The organism is Anabaena sp. CS-542/02, from assembly GCF_028331085.1.
Taxonomy (GTDB): Bacteria; Cyanobacteriota; Cyanobacteriia; order Cyanobacteriales; family Nostocaceae; genus Anabaenopsis; species Anabaenopsis arnoldii.
The window spans coordinates 25,143-46,067 of record NZ_JAQMTM010000076.1 but is presented as its reverse complement, the minus strand read 5'-3'; the positions used below and the strand labels follow the sequence as shown (position 1 = coordinate 46,067).

The following is a 20,925-nucleotide window of genomic DNA, read 5'->3' as shown; positions in this document are numbered from 1 at the left end:
TTACACACAAGACCTGAATACATCTGTAATGTTACTCATCAGTCAGAATATCTATTTTGAATAATTCCTAAATTCTCAGGTTACCTCAATTTTCCCCGTGCATAAATAATTTTTCGAGAAATTAAGTTGAGTGTTCTTTAATTTATTTAACAATAATTAGCTGGTAGAAATGATACAAATATTAGCAAGATGAATATGCTAACTATCTGTTGAGGAAATTGTCAATGAGTTTAGCTTTTATTTTAGATATAACAATTGGTTTAATTTTTATCTACTTAATTTTCAGTTTGTTAGCTTCCGAAATTCAGGAAATGATCTCTACGGTTTTACAATGGCGTGCAGTGCATCTAAAGAAATCCATTGAAATTCTTGTAGCAGGTGATGCAGAAGAGTCAGATGATGATAGGATCATTAACTTTGTTAATGAATTATATAACCATCCCTTGATTAAAGCTATCAACCAAGAATCAAAAGGTATTTCAAATTTACCTCGGCGGTTTACTTGGTTATTATCATCTCTTCTGGGACAAGTTCCCCTATCTGGAGGAAAAAAAAAGAAAAGTTTTTTTGGATATGTACAATACCAAAAAGGGAATATCAAAGATAACAATAGCCAATCACATAGTATAAAGCACAGCGCTCCTTCTTATATGTCAGCGGATACTTTTGCTACGACCCTCATAGAAACATTAGGTATACCAGAACTAGTTCATAAGTTAACTGAATCAAGACTGATAAATTTTAAAGATGAACAGTTACAAGAGATCCAAAATATTTTATTGAAGTTTCACACACAAGTAAATAGTATAGATGACCACATAACGCAATTTTCAGTTAATATCTACCAAGAATTTACAGAAGTAGTTGAGAAAAGCTTTACCGAAATTATTGATGATTTCTGTAAACAAAAAGCTGACTTGCTGATTAGCATGAATCGCATGGCACAAAGTTTAGATAAATACATATATATTTTTCAGGAAGATATACCAGATGAGTTTTTCGCCGGAAAAGCCTTACAAAAACTGAGATTCCTCCGAGGGGATATGTTTAACGATATTGAAAAAACTATTTCCCTGAAAGGTTTAAGACCTCATATTAATGAAGTTGTGCAGTTAATCAATATAGGTAGTGAGGTTCACCAAGGATTACTCAAGGAATTTCAAAACCAAAATATTGAAGCCGATCAAACATTTGGAAAATTGAGGGTAAAACTGCCGCAATCTGTAATTAAGAATATGGCTAGTTTAGCAAAGCGTGCCGAAACAAAAGCTCAAAATACACAAGAAGCAATTTATATATTACAGCAAGAACTACAAGAGACATTTAATCAATCAATGGAGCGATCTGCTGGAGTATACAAACGAAATGCTAAAGGAGTAGCAATTTTAATTGGCTTTAGCATGGCAGTGATTGCAAATGCTGATGCATTTCATATTGTAAATAGACTATCAAAAGATTCTGCTGTCAGGATTGCTATTGTCAATAACGCTGGCCAAATAGTGAAGAATAATAATCTTAATGCGTCTGGAAATTTAGCAGAAGTCAAAAAACAAACTGAAGATGTATTAGCAACAATCCTCTTACCTATTGGTTGGAATGCGATTAATTTAAAACAACAACTTGACTGGGAGCCTAGTAAACAGGGTCATTTTTCAGTCCAGAAATTTTTAACTATGATTTTCGGTTGGTTTGTAAGTGGAATTGCAATTGCCATGGGTGCACCATTTTGGTTTGATTTGCTGGGTAAATTTGTAAATGTTCGCAATACAGGTAAAGCAAATACATCTGCTGCTAAAAAATGAAAATTAAGCGTAACTCCCAGTCTTTATCGTGGCGAATAATTTCAATTTGTTTGATAAATTCTCGAAAGTAAAACCTTCTTTCTGCTTCTGATAGGTCTAACCAAAATTGGGGAATGGAAACAGCTTGAGCAACGGAACGCAAGTTGACTGGGGGAAGTGTTGCTAGTTTGGCTTGGAGTTGAGAAATTTCTGTGCGCAGTTTGTAAGCCCTTAACTTGGCTGTTTCGTCATCCAAAATCCCCGTTTCCACTAAAGCTGGTAACTGCTGGAGTATTTGTTGCTGATTTGCGATCGCTTGTACCAGACTATTCTTAATATTATCCAATTGGGGAAAGTCCATTCCGTCCACAGCCAGAGCTAAGTCACGGCAAATAATTTTAATAGTATGGTGTAATACGTCATGGTAGGCGATCGCCCGACATTTACTCCGTCGCGTACAGCTAATAGGACGTAAATAAAGATACTCTTTATCTTGGTGGCGCCGGGTGACGCGGGTAACTGTTGTATGTGACTGACACTCACCACAAATAACCAAACCAGCTAAAGAACGGGGTGCGCTGGCGGTTCGAGAAGGTAAACGACTGTTGCGGCGTAAGATGCGGTCAACTTGAGCCCCTTCTTCCCTAGAAATAATGGGGATATGGGTATCAGAAATAATTTGATGATGGTGATAAGCTGTATCACCGCGATAAACGGGATTAGTTAGCCAGCGTCTCCCGGTAGTAACAGAAATTTTCTTACCATATTTCTTGGCTAAATAACCAACTGCACCCCGTAGGGAACCGTAAAGTAAAAAGTGTTCAAAAAAATCTTTAACTACAGTTGCCGTACTGCGGTCAATAGTATATTTTTCTTTACTACGACGATAGCCATAGGGAGCTTTACCCGGAGGAGGTGAGGCTTGCAGACGATTAGATGCGTGTCCTTGGCGGATACGGCGGCTATGCTGCTGATTTGCGATTTCCTGAAGCAATTTCCACAAATCCGAGTCTACACGGGAACTTTGGGAAGTGTAGGGTTGTTCCGTAGCAATAATCATTATCCCCATTGCTTCGAGTTCATGCAAGCGATCACTCACTTCCTCCAAAGTATCCCCCAATTCCCCTAAACTACGGATGAGGAGATAATCTGCTGGTTGAGTTTTACAGTCTGTGATTAATTTTTGTAACTGCGATCTCTGACCCAAATCTTCATATGTAGAATCAACCTCCCACCCCCAATCATGGGGATGAGGAGAAGATTCTAACAGGGGGTTACTGTAAGCATAAGCAATAATTTTCATTCCTGACTCAGTTCGATGATATTCCCATCCGGGTCTTGAGTGAACAAAGCAGCGCGACCCGAAGCACTAACTTGAATGGGATAGTTGTGATGGAGTAATTCTTGTTGAGCATTATCCAAATCAGCTACACAAAAGGCTATATGAGGATTGCGTCCCCATTTTTGATTAGGTTTATCGGTAGGGACAGCATTTGCAACTATTAGATGAAGTTGATAGTTCCCCACCTGATACCATGCACCGGGATACTTTAAGGATCGCTCGATTTTGGACAATCCCAATATTGTGCCATAAAAATTTTCCGCTTTTTCTAAGTCAGTCACGAGAATTGCTGTATGGAGAGACTGGATAATCTGCATTGTCTATCTACTCATCAAGTAATAATCAAAGTTTGTAGTGAGAACTTTAGTCCCCTATATTATCTATGATGGGAGATTGACAGGGCTTTTCATCGACCGATAGCTACCGCTAGCCTCAGCCATTGCCCACCCCACAAGATTTATGATATTAAGCTGTGTACTTTATTTACTTGAAAAGTGCTTTAGTTGATAGGGAGAACGGGTAAGAGGTTGTTTTATAACTACTTTTCAACAGGTAATTTTCATCTTATGGAACAGGGGTTAGGGATTAGGGAACAGTGGGAAGCAACAAAATTAAGTCCCATTCCCTTCGTAATGGAAAGGTGAGGGAGGGGTCAAACAATAGTTGATACACTAATCATGACTTGACAAACATCCTCTGATGGATAAATCTGAGGAACAGTCCGTTTGACACTGGGAGTCTCAAATAGGATGATAGTTGGTAATTGAGCATATCTTTATATAGCTGGCGTGGCGTAGCAATACCTGGTGGTAGAAATCTGTGCTTTCCAGGACAACCTATTTATTATTATGGGGGCGAGACATCATCGCCCAATTCATACTATTGAGCAATTTGCTATGGCAACACAGGCTATATTGCAATTAACCGATAATAATTAGGAAAAACACCTGTGTTTCCTCTCTATGATGAAAACCCCGCGCGAACCACTCCGTATTTAACTTACGGGTTGATTGGTTTGAATATTGTCGTCTTTCTTCATGAACTCAGTCTATCAGGTCAAGAGCTAGAGCAATTTTTCGGGATGTACGCCGTCATACCACAACAGTTAACCACTAATTTTTCCCAAGAGTGGACAACTCTATTTACATCACAATTTTTACACGGTGGTTGGTGGCATTTGCTGTCAAATATGGTGTTTCTCTGGGTCTTTGGTAACAATGTTGAAGACCGTATGGGACACTTCAAGTATCTAATTTTTTATTTGTCGTGCGGTGCTTTAGCAGCCTTGTGTCAGTGGTTTATCAGCATGAATTCTACCATTCCTTCTTTAGGCGCTAGTGGTGCGATCGCTGGGGTTCTGGGTGCATACGTGATCCGGTTTCCGCAATCAAGAATTTTAACCTTAGCTTTTCTCGGTTTTTTTGTCACCACCATCAGGATACCGGCAATTATTCTCATCGGGATTTTTGTCATCCAGAATGTGATATCCGGTCTAGCGAGTCTGCAAGCCGCTGCTAATATGAGTGTGGAAACAGGCGGAGTTGCTTACTGGGCGCACATTGGCGGCTTTGCTTTTGGGATTATTCTGGCTCCGTTATTCGGGTTATTTCGACATGACGGCACCGGCGCTAGTTGACACCCATCCCCCAATCCCTCCCTGTTTACTCTCAGGGGAAACAAACAAAGCATAACTGTGGCGGACTGGGGTTGGGATTTATTTGAATACAATTACAATTAATATTTTGTTGTTAACCCATAATGAATTTAGTCTGGCAACGATTTACTTTATCTTATTTACCAATCAAAGAATATCTGGAAACAAGCTACTTACGCCGCTGTTTGGTGGGGTTATTACACTCTTGGCGGCAAAGTAGCATTTTGATGCATTGTGGAGACAGTATTGCAGTATTGTTACTTAGTATGCTGTATGCTCTTGCCCCTTTTGTATCCAGTAGCTTAGTCGGAGTGTTGTTATTAGCTTGTGTCGGATTTTGGCTGTTGTTGACTTTATCTGATGAATCAGCACCGGCAAGTACGCCGTTATTTACCCCCATTCATCTGCTGGTCTTACTCTACTGGGCAATTGCTGTGGTCTCTACAGCTTTATCACCAGTCAAACCAGCAGCGTTTAAAGATTTGGTAGTATTGACACTTTATCTACTGCTGTTTGCCCTTTGTGCTAGGGTGTTGCGATCGACTCGTGTGCGGTCTTGGATAATTATCCTGTATTTACATATATCTTTAGTAGTAAGTATATACGGGTTGCGGCAGTGGTTTTTCAAAGCTCGAGCACTAGCAACTTGGGTAGACCCAGAATCTCCTCTAGCTCAGACAACCAGGGTTTATAGTTATTTAGGTAACCCCAATTTATTGGCTGGATATCTTGTACCGGCGGTAGCTTTAAGCCTAGTAGCAATTTTTGCTTGGGATAGCAGGATCAAGAAAGGTTTAGCATTAACTATGTTTACAGCTAATGCTGCTTGTTTAGTTCTGACTTTTAGTCGTGGTGGCTGGATTGGTCTAGTAGTGGCTGTACTGACTGCCATAGCCTTACTAGTTTACTGGTGGAGTGTGGAAATGCCTCCTTTTTGGCGTACTTGGTCACTCCCGATAATTCTGGGAGGTATGATTGGGTTACTGTTGCTAGCAGTGATATTTGTCGAGCCAGTGCGCCTGAGAGTTTTGAGTATTTTTTCGGGTCGTCAAGATAGCAGTAATAATTTTCGTAGAAATGTTTGGGATGCTGTGTTTGAGATGATTCGAGATCGCCCCATGATTGGGATTGGCCCTGGTCATAACTCTTTTAATCAAGTTTATCCACTCTACCAACGTCCTCGTTATACGGCTTTAAGTGCTTATTCTGTTTTTTTAGAGGTGGCTGTAGAAACTGGTTTGGCCGGTTTAGGCTGTTTCTTATGGCTGATGATTGTGACGTTTAATAACGCATTTGTACAAGTGCAACGATTGCGGCAATCTAGGAGTGTAGACGGATTTTGGTTGATGGGAGCATTGGCTACTGTAACAGGGATGCTAGCTCATGGGACTGTAGATACTATTTGGTTTCGTCCTGAAGTCAATACGCTTTGGTGGTTAATGGTGGCTATAATTGCTAGTTACTGGACACCCATACCTGAAGACCACAGTCAAAATGTGACTTCAAGTCACGGAAAACCCAGACCAAGCTAAAGTCCAATGAACAGCAGAATTCAGGAGCCACAAATGAACTACCCACAGTTCAGGCGAAGCCAACTGTGGGTTTCTACCTCCCTCAGTTCGTTCTTAGCAAAACTTTCTGTAGATTTTTGTCGCTTCTTTGCCCCTAGTTGCTGCATCGCTCCAGCTTGCTTACGCTTGCTGGTAGATGCGGTAGAGCTAGGCGACTGTGCGACTACGAAGCCAGTTCCTGACTCCGGTAGAATTCCTTTTGCCCAGTAAAGCATTACTTGTGCAGCAGCGATGTCGCGGTCTTGTGTATAACCACAAACAGCACAATTATGCACTCTCATATCAAGTGTTTTCTTGTGTTGATGACCGCATTTAGGACAGGTTTGACTAGGTTTTACTTTCTTGCTGGGAACTTCTACAAATACACCACCGATCTGCTCAACTTTGTACTTGATGATACTGCGAAGCATTCCAAAACCAACATCCAGTATCGACTTATTCAAGCCTGCTTTTTGTTTCTTACGCTTGCCTTTTTTAGCTTTACTGGTCATGTTCTTGACTTCTAGTTTCTAAGTTGCAACGAAGCTATTACCGCGTACAATGTCTGTTGCAACTTGATGTACCCAATTTTGGCGCTGGTTAGCAACTTGACGAATTAGTTTACTAACCTTTGATTGGGCTTTTTTCCATCTCCTAGAAGCCTTAATTTTTTTGGTTCTATTCTTAGTCCCTATATGTTGTAGTACTAGGAGCAGTGGGTTCACGATAAGCAGTAGGTTCCCCGCCACTTTTTCTACCAGCTAAACCAGCCAAACCAAATAGACCAATTAATCCTAACCAACCCCAATCAAAATCCTGGCGTTCGTAAACTGTTGTTCTGGGTGTAGTCTCAACTCTCGGTTCAGTAACTTGGGCATTTACAGGTAGAGTTAAAGGCAATATTGCCATACTCAAAGTGAGAAAGCCAGCACCAACTGCTTTGGTCAAAATAGGTGTCATGGTGAAAATCTCTCATCCCTTCCAACTTTACCCACTAGTTTATCGATTCCCATAACTCACCCAATCAATCCGTAGCCATAAACTCGGCCTTCTCTAAACTCACACTGAGGATATATAGAAAGGTCAATGAAGCTTAATAATTTTTCATCGCCCGTTGCATATCACGTTGATCTTGCCGTTTTTTCAGGGATTCACGTTTGTCATGGATTTTTTTACCTTTACCAAGGGCTATACTGACTTTTACCCAGCCTCGTTTCAGGTACATTTTTAATGGCACTAGTGTTAAACCTTGCTGTTCCACCTTCCCAATTAACTTACGAATTTCTTGCCGATGTAGTAACAGCTTGCGGGTACGACGCGGTTCATGATTAAAATATTGACCACTAGCGTTGTAAGGAGAAATATGGACGTTGATTAGCCATGCTTCGCCATCACGAATCAACGCATAACCATCTTGGAGATTAACTCTACCGGCGCGAATTGATTTAACTTCTGTTCCTGTCAACTCAACTCCCGCTTCAAAGGTTTCTAGGATTTCATACAAATAACGGGCTTGACGGTTGTCACTAATAACTTTGTAGCTTTCGCTCTTTTCGCTCATTGAAAAACTTTTTTGTACTTAAATGTGCTGGAAAAATGTTTGGATTGGCTGTAAGTGTGATATCCATATCAGCGTTAGTCCATATCCTTTTAATTTAACTTTTTTCAATTGTCAATTAAAAGTTAGATGGGAGAAAATATTAATTTACACTATAGCGAGTATTATCTGTAGATGGTTGGTTGATTGTTAAGAGTTAAAAAGCTACCTATAGCCTTTTAGCATTCCAAATCGAACTTGGTTGTAATTTGGCAATCCTGACTCAGTATTTAAGGTTTTCCTCATAAATCAAAAATAAGAGACTCATGAGCTCGTAATCGTGTCATACTATGAAACATAAGAATACTATTTCTCCTTACGTTCACTGATGTACCTCGGATAAATCCGTTAATCTGAGTTAAAAAATGCTAGGGGTGTATTGTCCATGCCCTTGACTATTCTTGTTGTGGATGACGACCCGGGCACTCGTCTATCCATTAGTGATTATCTTGAACTGTCTGGCTACTCCGTAGTGACGGCGAATGACGGTCAAGAAGCTTTGAGAATGGTAGAGAATTACCATCCTGATTTGATTGTTACTGATATTATTATGCCACGAATAAACGGCTATGAACTGGTGCGTCGGGTACGGCAGCAGCCGACATTCAGGTTATTACCTGTAATTTTATTAACAGCACGCACTAAAACCCAGGAAAGAATTCTTGGCTACCAGTCTGGGTGTGATTTGTACTTACCTAAGCCATTTGAACTCGAGGAGTTAGCAGCAGCAATTCGTAATCTTTTAGAGCGATCGCAAATTATTCGATCTGAATACCGCTTGTCTTATCAAGAGAATTTAGGCAATTTTATACCTTCCAAAGAGGTGACAATGCCAAATTCTCTATGGGCGGGTATTAGGGAATCCCATCAGTTCCTATCCTTGACCCCCAGAGAACAAGAAGTTTTGGAACTGTTGACTCATGGTTTATCTAATGCTGATATAGGAGGTGAACTACACTTGAGTCCGAGAACTGTAGAAAAGTATGTTAGCAGTTTATTAAGAAAAACTGACACCAGCAACCGAGCGGAGCTAGTGCGCTTTGCTATTACCCATGGCTTGGTTGAATAGATTTAGCTTTCTACTTGCTGACTGGTAATGTATGTGAGTAGACCTTCACAAGCATCCACAAGTAAATCAATCACTTGATGGAAGCCTTCCAGTCCACCATAGTAAGGGTCTGGAACTTCCTTGAGGGTATAGCGAGAGCAGAACTTACACATTAAGTAAACTTTATGGTCATACTGCCCAGTGGGGTCAAGAGCCAGGATATTCTCGTAGTTCCCTTGATCCATTGCCAATATCATATCAAATTCCTGAAAGTCTAATTTTTGAAATTGCCGCGCGTGACCACGCAGTTTAATTCCTAACTTTGCACTAGCAGCCGCACTCATCCGTCTATCTGGCGGACTACCAATGTGATAACTGGATGTACCAGCAGAGTCGCAGAGGATGCGATCGCTCAATCCAGATTGGTCAATAAGATGATTCATAATATTTTCTGCCGATGGGGAGCGACAGATATTCCCCAGGCAAACAAACAGCAGCTTATAAGGCATAAAAATTCTACTTAGCAACCCTCCAGGGTCAAAAATCTACAGACACTAGTTTAATGGTTTTTGAGTGTAGAGACGCAACCCATAGCGTCTCTACAGCTAACGATTAAAAATTAGGGAGTTCCAGACCGCTGGTCAAGACTTCCATTTGTTCCCGCATTGTTGCGGTGGACTTGCTATAGGCATCTTTCATGGCGACTGTTACGAGGTCAGAAAGTAATTCTGCACCTTGTGCTAGGGCCTCGGGGGCAATTTCCACCCGTCTGGGTTCTTGGTTACCACTGACAATTACCTTCACGAGTCCACCGCCGGACTCTCCCTCAATCTCCATTTGCTCCAATTGTTCTTGAAGCTGCCTGGCGCCTTCTTGAACTTGCTGCGCCTTTTTGAAAGCGTCGGCGAGTTCTTTCATTTTTCCTAGACCACCAAAACCGAATCCCTGTCCTTTTCCTGTCATAACTGATTTTCCCAGCGTGCGTTTAATATTAAACCAAATTTCATTATAGATGGGGTCGGTAGCTTGCCTGTTTTATTACTAATCTTTATTCCCCTAAGCAGCCACCTGAAACTCACCGATCATTTTTACCTCTGGCTCTAAGCAAATTGACCAGTGTTCTTGTACTTGCTGTTGAATATGACGAATCAGACAGAAAATATCGCTGGCCTTAGCCCCACCACGATTGACGATGAAATTAGCGTGTAATAGTGCTACTTGCGCTCCGCCAATTTGGTGTCCTTTTAAACCTGTTTGTTCAATTAACCAACCAGCAGCATAAGGTGTAGGATTACGGAAGACACTGCCACAGCTAGGGAAATTGTAGGGTTGGGTATTTAGTCGATGTTTTTTGTGTTCCTTTGTTACTTGCAAAACTCGTGCTGGATCGATACCCGGTTGGAGTTGAAAGGTGGCTTGGGTAACAATGGGTTGACAAGGGTTCCCTCTAGAAGATTCACGATTTTGCAGTGATGAAGTTCGATAGCTGTAACCTATCTGGTCGGCGGTCAGAGTTTCTAAGGTACCATCCGGTAAAAGTACCTGAGCACTCACTAACATATCTGCAATACAGCTATGATGGGCCCCAGCATTCATGACCACAGCACCCCCAACTGTGCCAGGGATACCAACAGCCCACTCTAATCCTTGCCAACCTAATTTTGCTGCTTCCCATGCCAGGTTGGGAATTGATTCTCCCGCCGCCACAGTTAATTGACCTGTTTGGGGATCAAAGTGGGTATGGCGCAGATGACGAGTAGAAATTACTAAACCCGGTAAACCGCGATCGCTCACCAATAGGTTGGAACCTGCACCCAGTACTATTACGCCTAAATCTTGTATTTTAGCATACTCAACACTAGCCTGTAGTGCTTCTAAATTACGAGGAGCAACGTACCATTCTGCCGCTCCCCCTACTCTATAAGAAGTAAATGCAGATAAAGAAACTTGTGACTTAATAGCGCAATCCGTATCTTTTAAGTAAATTATTTTACTATCACCTAAATCTTGTCTTTCCTGCTTCTCTGTAATTGAGTCAAAAACTGTGCAGACATTTCCAAGTGCCTGGGAGATTTTCATCTTGAGATAAATTTGTGAAATTTTTACATTTAAGTGCCGTAAAAATACGGCAATAGAATCATTGCCAGAGGAAAAAACCTTGGGGTAACTCAGTGTTCACCGTAATTGTTCTTCCTCATCTAGGATGTGGCTGTAACAGGTTCACAAAGTGTAGTAATTACTTCAGGGATGACCTGATTTAAATTCCCAGCACCTAGAAATAGTGCTAAATCTCCGGGACGCAGGGTTTGTACCAAGAATTCACTCATTAAGGGTAAATGAGGTTCATAAAGCACCTGTGGATGCTGTTTGGCTATTGCTACTGCAAGTTGTTCACCGCTAATTTGCCCTAAATTAGGTTCGCCAGCACTGTAAATATCTGTAAGTATAACTAAATCAGCATGGGCGAAAGACTCAGCAAATTCTTCTAAGAAGGTGAGTGTGCGACTGTAGCGATGGGGTTGAAAAATAGCAACTACTCTTTGCCCTGGTCTGGACTGGAGACGTGCTGCAGCAAGAGTAGCGCGAATTTCACTGGGGTGGTGGGCATAGTCATCGATAAAGGTAATACCGCCAACTTCTCCGCGCAACTCGAAGCGTCTTCTAGCACCTACAAAAGTGGCAATGCTCTTGGCAATTGTGCCAAACTCTAAACCCAAGGCTCGACCAACAGCTACTGCCGACAGGGCATTGCTGAGATTATGCCGACTGAGCAAACGCAAATTCAATACTCCCAAGGGTTTGCCTTTCTCCCAAACCAGGGCTGTGGTACCATCAGCGCGATAATCAATATTAGTAGCAGTATAATCAGCATCTGTTTCTGGATTGAGGCTGTAGCTAATTGTCGGTTGGAAACGATGGCGTACCGTATCACAATCAATACAACCTATAAGGGTTTTACAACTAGAGGCAAATTTTTGGAAGATGCTAACTACTTCTTCTAAGGTCTCATAGTGGTCAGGATGATCAAGTTCAATATTAGTAATAATGCCAATTTCGGGACTGTGTTTCACCAGGGAACCATCAGATTCATCTGCCTCAGCTACCAAATACTTGCTTTCCCCTAATCGTGCATTTCCTTCCCAAGCGTCAACCTCACCACCCACCAGAATTGTGGGGTCTAAACCAGCTTGTAAGAGCATATAGCCAATCATGCTACTGGTAGTAGTTTTACCGTGGGTTCCTGCAACTGCGATGCTATAGTAGTCTGAAATCAAGGCTGCTAGTACATCTGAACGATGCAAAATTGGACATCCTAATTCCAGTGCTGCTTTGTATTCCAAATTGTTGGCATTAATTGCCGTTGAACAAACAACTTGAGGCAGTGTTGAGTTACTACCTGCGGCTAATATTTCTGGTGAGTTTAATATTACTTTATGAGCTGATTCACGAGATCGAAAGAACTCGAGATTACTAGCCTCCTGTCTGCCAAAAATATGTGTTCCGATCGACTCCAACTTGCACGTAATATGACTCGGACGAAGGTCAGAACCTGATACTGGCATTTGACGCTTGGCCAGAATGTATGCTAGGGCAGACATACCGATGCCACCAATTCCAATGAAATGAAATGGTCGGCCGCTAAAATCTACATAATTATTCATTGATGAGTCCTCTGACACCACACCATAATCACAAATGACACGCGTATCATACCAGGAATTTGATTTTTAGACTAACTGCACTTGCATTTTGTTTATACCTGATATTCAGATTATTTTCCTCTGTTTTTTTGCTGATTGAGAATGATTTTACCTTTCTTGAACGTTTTGGCTATTTCGGAACTGTTATTAAGATTATTCTGAGAGTTGATGCCGCATCGGGACAGAAAATATTGTATTTCGCAATACCTTTTACTCAGTTCTTGAGTGATGTTGGCTACAGTCATACATTATTAATAGTGGAAATAGTTTTAAATTGAGAAATTTTCCATGAAACTTCTCCAGTCAGCTTGAGCAAGATAGTATATTTGTATTATCATCTGGCGATATGGAATCAAGTTTAGGTATGACTGAATGCAGCACATCGGAATCTTTGGTGGCACATTTGACCCAGTTCATTGGGGACATTTACTCGTAGCCCAAACAACTTTATATCAAGTACCTCTGTCGAAGGTGATTTGGGTACCATCACTAAACCCACCCCATAAAAAAGTGGCTTTGTTTAAAAATCGCTGGGAAATGTTGAAATTAGCCACAAGAGGAAACTCAGCATTTACCCTCTCCTCCATCGAGGCAAAACGCTCTGGGACCTCCTATGCCATCAATACCTTCATGGACTTATCTAGTTGTTATGCAGATACTCACTGGTACTGGATTACGGGTTTGGATACATTTCAAACTTTACCCCGTTGGTATCGTGGACGGGAACTAGTACAAATGTGTGATTGGTTAATCGCTCCCCGACTGCTAGGTGGTGAGACAACAGATCAAAGCGATCAGATATGCAAGCAAGTGGAGCAACAACTCACACAGCAGTCGCTAACTATTCGCTGGCAACTATTGGACATACCTTTAATAGGAATTTCCTCAAATCTGATTCGGAGACTTTGCCGGGAAAGCCGGTCAATTGGTTATTTAGTCCCGGAATCCGTCAGATCCTACATTAATACTCACAACCTCTACTCAGATAAATCTGAATAAAATATGTGTTTTTTTGATCGATCTGAAAATTTATGGTTATTAATACTCCCCCCTTTGCGATATGATTGGGGTCAAAGATATCAATTTATAGGCATAAATACAGAGGGTAAGACACTGTGATTAGAGTCGCAATCAATGGTTTTGGGCGCATCGGACGTAACTTTGCACGCTGCTGGGTAGGCAGAGAAAATAGCAACATTGAGCTTGTTGCTGTCAATGACACATCAGACCCTAGAACTAATGCTCATCTCCTCAAGTATGACTCAATGCTTGGGAAGTTAAAGAATGCTGATATTACAGCCGATGATAACTCCATCATCGTTAATGGTAAGACTATTAAATGCGTATCGGATCGCAACCCAGAAAACTTACCCTGGAAAGAGTGGGGAATTGATCTGATTATCGAAGCAACAGGCGTATTTACCAGCCGAGAGGGAGCGCAAAAGCACATGAATGCTGGAGCGAAAAAAGTTCTGATCACCGCACCTGGTAAAAACGAGGATGGTACTTTTGTCATGGGAGTGAATCATCACGAATATGACCACAACCAGCACAACATCATTAGTAACGCCAGCTGTACGACCAACTGCTTGGCTCCGATAGCCAAGGTATTAAACGACAAATTCGGGATCATCAAAGGTACGATGACCACCACCCACAGCTACACCGGCGACCAGCGTTTGCTAGACGCTTCTCACCGGGATTTACGACGGGCACGGGCTGCAGCTATTAACATTGTTCCCACCTCCACTGGTGCAGCAAAAGCAGTGGCACTAGTAATCCCAGACCTCAAAGGTAAACTTAATGGTGTGGCTTTGCGGGTACCAACTCCTAACGTCTCAATGGTAGATTTCGTAGTTCAAGTTGAGAAGCGTACTATTACTGAAGAAGTGAATCAAGCTCTCAAGGAGGCTTCTGAAGGTCCACTCAAGGGCATTTTGGACTACAGCGAACTACAATTGGTCTCTTCGGATTATCAAGGTACTGATGCTTCTTCGATTGTCGATGCCAACTTGACTTTAGTCATGGGTAATGATATGGTGAAAGTGATGGCCTGGTATGACAATGAGTGGGGTTACAGCCAAAGAGTTCTAGATTTAGCAGAACTGGTGGCCGAAAAGTGGGTTTAGTCATTCGTCATTAGTGATGACTTTGAAATCATCTGGAACTGAAGCAAGAGCAACAGATCTTGCAATAGGAAAGAAACGATAAATAACTAGTTTTTTGTTGTCTGCTGTTGGACAGCCAGTGGACGTTAAATAGATGCTTGTGGAGGTGAGTCTGGGGGGTTTTCAAGACAAAGATAACTCGAATCCGGACAAAGCTGTAAAGCAAGAATCTCCTGTTACAGCCAAAGGCACAACGGTGAGAGTGTCAATGGGTAAAATGTTGAAATCCGCGGAAAATTTGTAATTTTTCGCGTTTTTTTTGCTCTTTATCTTGTAGGACTACTTGGGAACCTGTGGTAATAGTTCCCACTATGGCGGCGCTTTCACCGAGTGTTGTCACCAAGTGATTGGCAATAACTTCTGGTAGGCACAGCACTAATTCAAAGTCTTCACCGCCGTAAAGGGCATATTCTAGAGCTTTTTCTGGTGTCAGCCAATGCTGAAAACTACCTGGTAAGGTGATTAGGCTGCTTTGTAGGATAGCGCCAACACCACTGGCGCGGCAAATTTGCAAAATGGCATCCGCCAAGCCGTCGCTGCTGTCCATACCGGCTATAGGGGGGTGGTGGGATGGGGAATAGGATTCGAGAATTTGCCAGAGTATGGGTAAAACATCTAATCTGGGTTGTGGGCGCTGGTGTACTGTGATTAGTGTCCTTTGTTCTGCATTGGTGAGGTTTTGCCTCAATTCAGGATGTAAGAGCAATTGTAAGCCAGCGTGGGATGCTCCATGAACACCAGTGACTATGATGGCATCACCCACTTGCGCCGCAGAACGTCGGATAATCCTTTGGGGATGAACTTGACCAAAGGCAGTAATGGCTATGGTGGTGACGGGCGATCGCACGATGTCACCGCCAACAATGACGGTATTGTATTTCTGGAGGCATTCTGTCATTCCTTGATATAAGCGCTCAACCCAACTCACCATCACCTCCCCTGGTAGCGCCAAACCGATGGTAATGCCCATGGGAGTGGCCCCCATTGCTGCCAAATCGGATAAATTAGCAGCCACAGCCCGCCAACCAGCATCTTCTGGGGATGTGGTGACATCACTAAAATGCACACCATCCACCAGCACATCTGTTGTGACTACTAAAGATTTTTCTGGTGAGGTTAAAAGGACAGCGGCATCATCCCCAATCATTCCTGGGGGGCAGAAACGCTGCAATTTCTCTAAAATACCTTGTTCGCCAATATCTTTAATTTGAGTCATTAGTGATTAGTCAAATAAAAGAGGAGTATAATTAAAAACTCCCCAAACTTTCGTATTTATTTAGGAATCTCTACCTTTCTAGGCGGCTGAGAGGATGTTTGTCAAGTCAAGAAAAGCTCAAGTAACGATATTCTGTCAGTAGATAAAAACGCGACAGAGTTACTTGAGCCATGTCTAAATCATACCCAACAGACTTGACCGATGAACAGTGGGAATTGCTATCAGTGCTGATACCCCCAATAAATTTGGGGTGTCGCCCCCGTCGGGTTGACCTACGCGCTGTGATTAGTGCAATATTTTATGTTCTTTGTGCGGGTTGTCCATGGCGGATGTTACCAAATGACTTCCCAAAATGGCAAACGGTATACTATTACTTCCGAAAATCGCGCCTGGATGGTACATGGGAACGCATTAACCACAAACTTCAACAGTGGGTACGTGTTCTGGAAGACCATGAACCAAACCCAAGTGCAGCAATTGTGGATTCTCAGTCTGTAGAGAGTGGAACAATGGTATCCCAAGCTGTCGGTTTTGATTCTGGGAAACTGGTTAAGGGACGTAACCGGCATTTTTTAGTTGACACTCTGGGATTGGTTTTGATGGTTGTAGTCACCTCGGCTTATGAATCCGATCAAGCAGGAGCAAAAAAATTATTCGCCCAAGCTAAGAACAGAATTAGCGATCGCTTGAATCGGTTGGTGCTGAGGGTTGATGCTGGGTATCAAGGTGAAGGCTTTATGAGATGGGTGATGGATACGTATCACTGGGTTTTGGAGGTTATACGTCGTCCGGTTAATACTAAAGGCTTTGTTCTGTTACCAAAGCGTTGGGTTGTCGAGGGTAGTTTTGGTTGGTTTAATTGGTGTCGTCGATTGAGTAAGGACTACCAAATTTTACCCCAGACCCATGAAACCTTTGTGCAAATCGCCATGATTCGGTTAATACTCAGAAGACTCGCTTAATTGAGTTGTTTAATACTTTCCAAACATCCTCTGACGGCTGAACCAAGTTTTCTATTCCTTGAATCACAGTTGCCGATTCAATTTTGTCACCTTCTTTGAGCTTATCCAAAATTTCCTTACCATCAATAAGATAGCCAAAAACCGCATAGCGACCGTCTAAGAGGTTTCGTCCGGCAGGAGTGAGTTCTGGCTCAAACAAAAAGAAGAAAAATTGAGAAGAACCTCCATTTACTTCACCTTCTGGGCGAGCCATTGCCAATGCGCCAAAGGAAGAAAAAGGCAGAACTGGCATATCGAGATAACGCCCGGCTTCTTCAAGAGTAATGCCATAAGTGGGTTCTTTCTCGCCTTCCACTAATATTTCTAAAGGAATAGGGCGGTATTTGCCAGTTTTCGGATCAATGAAACCTAATTCTTTTCCTGGTGGATCTCCGGTTTGCAGCACGTAAGACTCTTCTGAACGGGTAAATTCTAAACCGTCATAAAAACCTCGTTGCACTAAATCCACAAAGTTACCAGCTGTGACCGGGGCGCTATAACCGTCTACCACCACAGTCAAGTCACCTTTGTTAGTTTTAACAGCCACTGTAGCCCGACCTTTGAGTTGAGGCAGGTTACTATACTCAGCAGGTACTTCAAAGGGGAATGCAGTCACCATTGATTCTTCTAACTGGGTGACTACATCGAGGAGTTTATTTCTACCTTCTAGAACTTGTTGTTTATCTTTAAGTTGTACCGCTGCTTGGAGTGAATCGACTCCAGATTTTAACTGGTTAATCCAAGCTTCGGCTTGAGGTTGGCGTTCTTCGGGAACGCTTGCTAGGATTTGGTTAGGTCTATCGAGAATCCGTGACGCTGTTTTCAGGTCGCTAGAGATAGCACCCCATCGCCGATTTGCCCGCAGTTGGGTAGAGATATCCTCTAAACTGGCTTGCAGTCGCCGGACTGGTTTATTCTCTATCGGGAGTGCATACCTTAATAAAGCCTTGCCTTCAGTAATAGCATTTCCAGATGGCAGGGCTGCGTGACTAGGAGGAGTCCAGGTAGCTGTATTTATGCCTAAAAATATTGTTATTAACAATATTCCCATTAGGCTGTTTTTCAGCCAGGATTTTAATATGTTAAACATGATGGAATAACTCAAATGCAACATCACATTGTTGGCTGGGCTTAACCCATCAATCATCTTCCCACAGTACGAGTGCTGAGTAATGAGGGAATTTAGGATCGGGGCGAAAATTATCTATCACGGTCTAGTCTTTCCTGTAGGGTTTGTGAGTTGCTTGTTGCTGCCAACCAAAAAGACCGCGCTGACTCACCATACCTGAATGAATTGACTAATTACTTGATGATTAACTACTAATTACGACTCTTGAAGGGTACAATAAATGCCGATTGTCTTCCAAAACTTAAAGCTTCATGATCTCTAGTAACGACTTTCGACCCGGTGTATCAATTGTCTTGGATGGGTCTGTATGGCGAGTAGTAGAATTTCTCCACGTTAAACCAGGCAAAGGTTCTGCCTTTGTACGTACAACTCTCAAGAGTGTCCAAACTGGCAAGGTGCTAGAAAGAACATTCCGCGCCGGGGAAACTGTACCACAAGCCAATTTGGAAAAAAGCACGATGCAGCATACCTATAAAGAGGGCGATGAGTTCGTCTTTATGGATATGGAAACCTACGAGGAAAGCAGATTGAGCGCAGCGCAAATAGGCGATCGCGTCAAGTACCTGAAAGAAGGTATGGAAGTTAACGTTGTTCGTTGGGGGGAGCAAGTTCTAGAGGTGGAATTACCCAACTCTGTGGTGTTGGAAATTGTCCAAACTGATCCAGGTATCAAGGGTGATACGGCTACAGGTGGAACTAAGCCAGCTACTCTGGAAACAGGAGCAATCATCATGGTGCCATTGTTTGTTGCTCAAGGTGAGCGTATCAAAATTGATACCCGTGAAGATAAATACTTAGGCAGGGAATAAGTTGACTTTGTGACCACCAAGCAATTTTGATTTCAGTCCCTATATTTATTTAGGGATTAAATCCCTGCCACATTGATAATTTTGACTTACGGTTAGGTCGAGGTAATAAAAACTGTGCCATTGGAATTTAATGAAATCCGCCAACTACTGGCAACTATCGCCCAAACAGACATTGCAGAAGTAACACTTAAAAGCGATGACTTTGAACTAACAGTACGCAAATCAGAGCGAGAGAAACTTACCGAATCGCCAAATCAGATCGTCGAGGTGGGAACAAGTCGTGTTTTAGATAATACTGCCACTGCTTCTACTGTGCAGTTACCGGCAAATCCCCCATCACTGATTGATAAAAGACTAGTAGAAGTTCCTTCCCCCATGGTAGGAACCTTTTATAGCGCTCCCGCACCAGGTGAAGCACCTTTTGTGAAAGTGGGCGATCGCGTCCGTAGCGGTCAAACAGTCTGTATCATTGAGGCGATGAAACTGATGAATGAAATTGAGGCAGAAGTATCCGGACAAATCATGGAGATTCTGCTGCAAAATGGCGAACCGGTGGAATATGGCCAAGTTTTGATGCGAATTAACCCCGATTAGGTATTAATTTATCAAGATATCAATCACGCAAGAGTGAGATCCCCTACCTTTTCTGCCGCGTACACACCAGCCCAAAAAGCGAGAACTCAAAGGTTCTACCCCTCTGCTTGGCAAGGAGAGGGGCTGGGGGTGAGGTCAAACCCCACTAATAAAGTCTTTTACAGCGCCTTTCATCTGAATTAGGTACAAAAGGGCGGGCACCGATGCCCACCCCACAAGATTGATGATATTCATCTGTGTACTTTATTTACTTGAAAAGTGCCGTATGTACTGATTTAAACTGAGTAGCTTTTTTGGAGGGTGTGTTGTCGCGTAGCGCAACGCACCATCCTCAATTTTCGGTGCATTAGGACTAAAGTCCATAACACACCGTACCCAAATCAAAAGTTTTAGACTTGTGTGTACACATTAGACCTTTGAAGGAGGGGATTAAAGCGGATAGTTTTGCTCAAAGCTTTGACGAGTCAATGGCTGCAACACTTCCACACCCTCCCCACCTAAAAACTCCAACTGTTCTCCCTCGACCTCAATGTATACTTTCGCATTTGGATCTAGTGTTGTGGCTGTATAAATAACTTGTCCAATGCGACCGACCATCGATGTTGAACCGCCACCTTTAGTAAAATCTTCAGATAAATTAACGTGAACCTCACCATTCTCTATTTTCAGCCCCAGCAACTTGGTTTCTGGGGGGATAGTTGTAGAATCTGTCCCTTCTGTTGGTCCGGCCAATAAAGCTTGGAAGGCTCTTTCTAAAACTTGGTTGGGTTGCGTAGCACCTATTTCCACCGGTTGTGGAACCAAATCCAACCCTGTATCCCTTGGTTTAAGCCAGTAAACATGAGGTGTTTGCCCTTGCACAGGATCTCTTGGCGTAATAGTTTGAGATGGATTGATTGGTGTAGGAGGCTGATTAGAAGCAAGCCAAGCTACACCACCACCCACCAATACAACTGCTGCTGAGACTGCTGCAATTACACCAGAAGAAATACGTTTAGATCCTTGTTGGTTGTTCATATTTAAAAGGTTCCTGACAGGAGACTGAGATAGTGTGGTTCACAAGAGCAGCCTGATAAAAGACGATATCGATGAGTGGGAGTTTCTTGAAATCTCAAGAAGGCTTGATTTGTCTGAATTCTATTGACTTGATATTTTGCTAATTTGAAGACAATTTCGGAACGGAAATTAAAAATCCCCTGGGTGAGGGTATTTCAGCAAGTCATCCTGCACCTATAGTAACTTTATTTCAGCTTTAATTTTAGCTAACCTGTCCACGGCTAACCTCCATTCTAAAGCTGGGGGCGGTCTTAACGTTTGATGATTGGTCATAGATAC

At 42.4% G+C, this 20,925-nt stretch carries 20 protein-coding genes and 1 pseudogene; 9 read left to right on the top strand and 12 right to left on the bottom strand.

All coding sequences use genetic code 11. The annotated features are described in order from the left end of the window. The first annotated feature begins 224 nt into the window (after window positions 1-224). Window positions 225-1,802, top strand: coding sequence for a hypothetical protein (locus tag PN447_RS08420; protein ID WP_271762306.1), 1,578 nt, complete (start codon window positions 225-227; stop codon window positions 1,800-1,802). Here PN447_RS08420 and PN447_RS08415 read toward each other — a convergent pair. Both PN447_RS08415 and PN447_RS08410 read right to left on the bottom strand, forming a co-directional pair. Next, window positions 1,792-3,084: a recombinase family protein gene (locus tag PN447_RS08415; RefSeq protein ID WP_271762305.1), complete on the bottom strand. Its 1,293-nt coding sequence runs from the start codon at window positions 3,082-3,084 to the stop codon at window positions 1,792-1,794. The genes PN447_RS08420 and PN447_RS08415 overlap by 11 nt on opposite strands. After that, a complete protein-coding gene (locus tag PN447_RS08410; RefSeq protein WP_271762303.1) occupies window positions 3,081-3,440 on the bottom strand; it encodes a VOC family protein in 360 nt (119 codons plus the stop codon). The genes PN447_RS08415 and PN447_RS08410 overlap by 4 nt, the downstream gene beginning before the upstream one ends. Before the next feature lie 632 nt (window positions 3,441-4,072). Between PN447_RS08410 and PN447_RS08405 the strand changes: the two genes are divergently transcribed. Both PN447_RS08405 and PN447_RS08400 read left to right on the top strand, forming a co-directional pair. After that, a complete protein-coding gene (locus PN447_RS08405; protein ID WP_271762301.1) occupies window positions 4,073-4,759 on the top strand; it encodes a rhomboid family intramembrane serine protease in 687 nt (228 codons plus the stop codon). Between the two features lie 122 nt (window positions 4,760-4,881). Next, complete coding sequence (locus PN447_RS08400; RefSeq protein ID WP_271762299.1) at window positions 4,882-6,309, top strand: IctB family putative bicarbonate transporter; 1,428 nt, start codon at window positions 4,882-4,884, stop codon at window positions 6,307-6,309. Between the two features lie 38 nt (window positions 6,310-6,347). Here the strand turns inward: PN447_RS08400 and PN447_RS08395 are convergent. The 3 genes and pseudogenes from PN447_RS08395 to smpB all read right to left on the bottom strand — a co-directional run. Next, window positions 6,348-7,010 (bottom strand): annotated as a pseudogene (locus PN447_RS08395) (RNA-guided endonuclease InsQ/TnpB family protein); the annotation flags it as partial. Window position 7,011: 1 nt separating this feature from the next. After that, window positions 7,012-7,287 carry a WGxxGxxG family protein gene (locus tag PN447_RS08390; protein WP_271731110.1) on the bottom strand — a complete coding sequence of 92 codons (276 nt, stop codon included), beginning with the start codon at window positions 7,285-7,287 and terminating at the stop codon, window positions 7,012-7,014. 133 nt (window positions 7,288-7,420) lie between these two features. After that, window positions 7,421-7,888 (bottom strand): SsrA-binding protein SmpB, encoded by a 468-nt coding sequence (smpB, locus tag PN447_RS08385; protein ID WP_271731112.1) that lies wholly within the window; start codon window positions 7,886-7,888, stop codon window positions 7,421-7,423. Window positions 7,889-8,309: 421 nt separating this feature from the next. Between smpB and PN447_RS08380 the strand changes: the two genes are divergently transcribed. Then, a complete protein-coding gene (locus PN447_RS08380; RefSeq protein WP_271762297.1) occupies window positions 8,310-8,993 on the top strand; it encodes a response regulator transcription factor in 684 nt (227 codons plus the stop codon). 2 nt (window positions 8,994-8,995) lie between these two features. Here PN447_RS08380 and PN447_RS08375 read toward each other — a convergent pair whose 3' ends face one another. The 4 genes from PN447_RS08375 to murC form a co-directional block, all read right to left on the bottom strand. Next, window positions 8,996-9,481, bottom strand: a complete 486-nt coding sequence (locus tag PN447_RS08375; RefSeq protein ID WP_271762295.1) for a low molecular weight protein-tyrosine-phosphatase — start codon at window positions 9,479-9,481, stop codon at window positions 8,996-8,998. Between the two features lie 103 nt (window positions 9,482-9,584). Next, window positions 9,585-9,935: a YbaB/EbfC family nucleoid-associated protein gene (locus PN447_RS08370; protein WP_271731116.1), complete on the bottom strand. Its 351-nt coding sequence runs from the start codon at window positions 9,933-9,935 to the stop codon at window positions 9,585-9,587. 93 nt (window positions 9,936-10,028) lie between these two features. Beyond that, on the bottom strand, window positions 10,029-11,051 hold the full coding sequence (gene murB, locus PN447_RS08365; protein WP_271762293.1) for a UDP-N-acetylmuramate dehydrogenase: 1,023 nt from the start codon (window positions 11,049-11,051) through the stop codon (window positions 10,029-10,031). A 119-nt stretch (window positions 11,052-11,170) separates the two neighbouring features. Continuing rightward, window positions 11,171-12,634: a UDP-N-acetylmuramate--L-alanine ligase gene (gene murC / locus PN447_RS08360; protein ID WP_271762292.1), complete on the bottom strand. Its 1,464-nt coding sequence runs from the start codon at window positions 12,632-12,634 to the stop codon at window positions 11,171-11,173. 411 nt (window positions 12,635-13,045) lie between these two features. Here murC and nadD point away from each other — a divergent pair, with 411 nt between their 5' ends. Both nadD and PN447_RS08350 read left to right on the top strand, forming a co-directional pair. Further along, window positions 13,046-13,672, top strand: a complete 627-nt coding sequence (nadD, locus tag PN447_RS08355; RefSeq protein WP_271762290.1) for a nicotinate (nicotinamide) nucleotide adenylyltransferase — start codon at window positions 13,046-13,048, stop codon at window positions 13,670-13,672. A gap of 116 nt (window positions 13,673-13,788) precedes the next feature. Next, window positions 13,789-14,802 (top strand): type I glyceraldehyde-3-phosphate dehydrogenase, encoded by a 1,014-nt coding sequence (locus tag PN447_RS08350; RefSeq protein WP_271762288.1) that lies wholly within the window; start codon window positions 13,789-13,791, stop codon window positions 14,800-14,802. 244 nt (window positions 14,803-15,046) lie between these two features. Here PN447_RS08350 and thiL read toward each other — a convergent pair whose 3' ends face one another. Continuing rightward, window positions 15,047-16,057, bottom strand: coding sequence for a thiamine-phosphate kinase (thiL, locus tag PN447_RS08345; RefSeq protein WP_271762286.1), 1,011 nt, complete (start codon window positions 16,055-16,057; stop codon window positions 15,047-15,049). A gap of 170 nt (window positions 16,058-16,227) precedes the next feature. On the opposite strand from thiL, the gene PN447_RS08340 reads away from it, so the two are divergent. Next, the gene (locus PN447_RS08340) at window positions 16,228-17,019 is read left to right on the top strand and encodes an IS5 family transposase (RefSeq protein WP_271762284.1); all 792 of its coding nucleotides are present in this window, start codon (window positions 16,228-16,230) and stop codon (window positions 17,017-17,019) included. Here the strand turns inward: PN447_RS08340 and PN447_RS08335 are convergent. Beyond that, a complete protein-coding gene (locus PN447_RS08335) occupies window positions 17,003-18,148 on the bottom strand; it encodes a peptidylprolyl isomerase (RefSeq protein WP_271762282.1) in 1,146 nt (381 codons plus the stop codon). The genes PN447_RS08340 and PN447_RS08335 overlap by 17 nt on opposite strands. Window positions 18,149-18,438: 290 nt before the next feature. Between PN447_RS08335 and efp the strand changes: the two genes are divergently transcribed. Together efp and accB are read left to right on the top strand one after the other, a co-directional pair. Beyond that, window positions 18,439-18,996: an elongation factor P gene (gene efp / locus PN447_RS08330; protein ID WP_271731125.1), complete on the top strand. Its 558-nt coding sequence runs from the start codon at window positions 18,439-18,441 to the stop codon at window positions 18,994-18,996. Window positions 18,997-19,110: 114 nt separating this feature from the next. Continuing rightward, complete coding sequence (gene accB, locus PN447_RS08325; RefSeq protein ID WP_271731126.1) at window positions 19,111-19,590, top strand: acetyl-CoA carboxylase biotin carboxyl carrier protein; 480 nt, start codon at window positions 19,111-19,113, stop codon at window positions 19,588-19,590. 429 nt (window positions 19,591-20,019) lie between these two features. Here accB and PN447_RS08320 read toward each other — a convergent pair whose 3' ends face one another. Beyond that, window positions 20,020-20,607, bottom strand: a complete 588-nt coding sequence (locus PN447_RS08320) for a GerMN domain-containing protein (RefSeq protein ID WP_271762280.1) — start codon at window positions 20,605-20,607, stop codon at window positions 20,020-20,022. Window positions 20,608-20,925 lie beyond the last annotated feature (318 nt).

What these genes read in the sequence shown, in the direction of transcription:
- PN447_RS08420 (WP_271762306.1), top strand. Translation starts at nt 225, where the DNA reads ATGAGTTTAGCTTTTATTTTAGATATAACAATTGGTTTAATTTTTATC.
- PN447_RS08415 (WP_271762305.1), bottom strand. Translation starts at nt 3,084, where the DNA reads ATGAAAATTATTGCTTATGCTTACAGTAACCCCCTGTTAGAATCTTCT.
- PN447_RS08410 (WP_271762303.1), bottom strand. Translation starts at nt 3,440, where the DNA reads ATGCAGATTATCCAGTCTCTCCATACAGCAATTCTCGTGACTGACTTA.
- PN447_RS08400 (WP_271762299.1), top strand. Translation starts at nt 4,882, where the DNA reads ATGAATTTAGTCTGGCAACGATTTACTTTATCTTATTTACCAATCAAA.
- PN447_RS08390 (WP_271731110.1), bottom strand. Translation starts at nt 7,287, where the DNA reads ATGACACCTATTTTGACCAAAGCAGTTGGTGCTGGCTTTCTCACTTTG.
- smpB (WP_271731112.1), bottom strand. Translation starts at nt 7,888, where the DNA reads ATGAGCGAAAAGAGCGAAAGCTACAAAGTTATTAGTGACAACCGTCAA.
- PN447_RS08380 (WP_271762297.1), top strand. Translation starts at nt 8,310, where the DNA reads ATGCCCTTGACTATTCTTGTTGTGGATGACGACCCGGGCACTCGTCTA.
- PN447_RS08375 (WP_271762295.1), bottom strand. Translation starts at nt 9,481, where the DNA reads ATGCCTTATAAGCTGCTGTTTGTTTGCCTGGGGAATATCTGTCGCTCC.
- PN447_RS08370 (WP_271731116.1), bottom strand. Translation starts at nt 9,935, where the DNA reads ATGACAGGAAAAGGACAGGGATTCGGTTTTGGTGGTCTAGGAAAAATG.
- murB (WP_271762293.1), bottom strand. Translation starts at nt 11,051, where the DNA reads ATGAAAATCTCCCAGGCACTTGGAAATGTCTGCACAGTTTTTGACTCA.
- murC (WP_271762292.1), bottom strand. Translation starts at nt 12,634, where the DNA reads ATGAATAATTATGTAGATTTTAGCGGCCGACCATTTCATTTCATTGGA.
- nadD (WP_271762290.1), top strand. Translation starts at nt 13,046, where the DNA reads ATGCAGCACATCGGAATCTTTGGTGGCACATTTGACCCAGTTCATTGG.
- thiL (WP_271762286.1), bottom strand. Translation starts at nt 16,057, where the DNA reads ATGACTCAAATTAAAGATATTGGCGAACAAGGTATTTTAGAGAAATTG.
- PN447_RS08340 (WP_271762284.1), top strand. Translation starts at nt 16,228, where the DNA reads ATGTCTAAATCATACCCAACAGACTTGACCGATGAACAGTGGGAATTG.
- PN447_RS08335 (WP_271762282.1), bottom strand. Translation starts at nt 18,148, where the DNA reads ATGTTTAACATATTAAAATCCTGGCTGAAAAACAGCCTAATGGGAATA.
- efp (WP_271731125.1), top strand. Translation starts at nt 18,439, where the DNA reads ATGATCTCTAGTAACGACTTTCGACCCGGTGTATCAATTGTCTTGGAT.
- PN447_RS08320 (WP_271762280.1), bottom strand. Translation starts at nt 20,607, where the DNA reads ATGAACAACCAACAAGGATCTAAACGTATTTCTTCTGGTGTAATTGCA.